The organism is Streptomyces apricus (assembly GCF_008369065.1).
Classification (GTDB): Bacteria; Actinomycetota; Actinomycetes; order Streptomycetales; family Streptomycetaceae; genus Streptomyces; species Streptomyces apricus.
This window is the reverse complement of record NZ_VDFC01000234.1, coordinates 1-1,090: the sequence shown is the minus strand read 5'-3', so window position 1 is coordinate 1,090 and position 1,090 is coordinate 1. Positions and strand designations below refer to the sequence as shown.

Below are 1,090 nucleotides of genomic sequence, written 5' to 3'. Positions count from 1 at the left end.
GGACGGGTCCGGGGACGGGTCCGCGGCCCCCGAGGTCTCCTTCTGGGTGGACCCCGACTCCCGTGCCGCCCGGCAGGCGGCGGAGTGGCGCCGTACGGGGCGCGCGGACGACGCCCTGCTGATGGAGCGGATCGCCGTCCGGGCCCAGGCCGAGTGGCTGACGGGCCCGGATCCGGGGCCCGTCGTGGAGGCCCGCACCACGGCCGCCGCGCGGGAGGGGCGTACGGCGGTGCTCGTCGCCTACTACGTCCCGCACCGCGACTGCGGCTCCTACTCGGACGGCGGGGCCGAGGGCGGGACGGAGTACCGGGAGTGGGTCGACGGGTTCGCGGCGGGACTCGGCGACCGGAGCGCGTACGTGGTCCTCGAACCGGACGCCGTCGCCCAGGCGCTGGCGGGCTGCGACCGGGTCGTGCCGAAGGAGCGGTACGCGCTGCTGGCGTACGCGGTGGACCGGCTGAAGCAGCAGGCGAACACCCGTGTCTACCTCGACGCGGGCAACTCCGCCTGGCACCCGGACCCGGCGCGGCTGGTCGAACCGCTGGTCCGCTCGGGGATCGCCCGGGCCGACGGCTTCGCCCTGAACGTCTCCAACTTCCAGACCGACGCGGCCGGTTCGGAGTACGGCGGCAAGCTGTCCGCGGCCCTCGACGGCAAGCACTTCGTGCTCGACAGCAGCCGCAACGGCAACGGGCCCTTCACCGGTGCGGAGCCCTGGTGCAATCCACCGGACCGGGCCCTCGGCATGCCGCCGACCACCGCCACGGGCGCGCCGCTGATCGACGCCTACCTGTGGGTCAAGCGCCCGGGCGAGTCGGACGGCACCTGCCGGGGCGGGCCGCCGGCGGGGCAGTGGTGGCCGTCGTACGCGCTGGAGCTGGCGCGGAACGCGTACGGCTGAGCCCGGGTCCGGCCCCGCGGCCGGACTCGGGCTCAGCCGGCCGGGGGGTGGTCCCCGGCGGTGCCGGTGCGTCGCACCCCGATGATCCGCCGCGTCTTCAAGCATGGCCGGAAGGCAGATCACGCAGCTCAGGCACATCACGTACACCGGAGGACTCCCTCATGACCGTTCCCCCCACCGGCTCCGCAC

At 75.2% G+C, this 1,090-nt stretch carries 1 protein-coding gene; it reads left to right on the top strand.

Annotation, left to right across the window (positions count from 1 at the left end; all coding sequences use genetic code 11):
* Nucleotides 1-901: glycoside hydrolase family 6 protein (locus FGF04_RS39400; RefSeq protein ID WP_149516193.1), on the top strand; the 901-nt coding region annotated here is incomplete at its 5' end.
* Nucleotides 902-1,090: the final 189 nt, after the last annotated feature.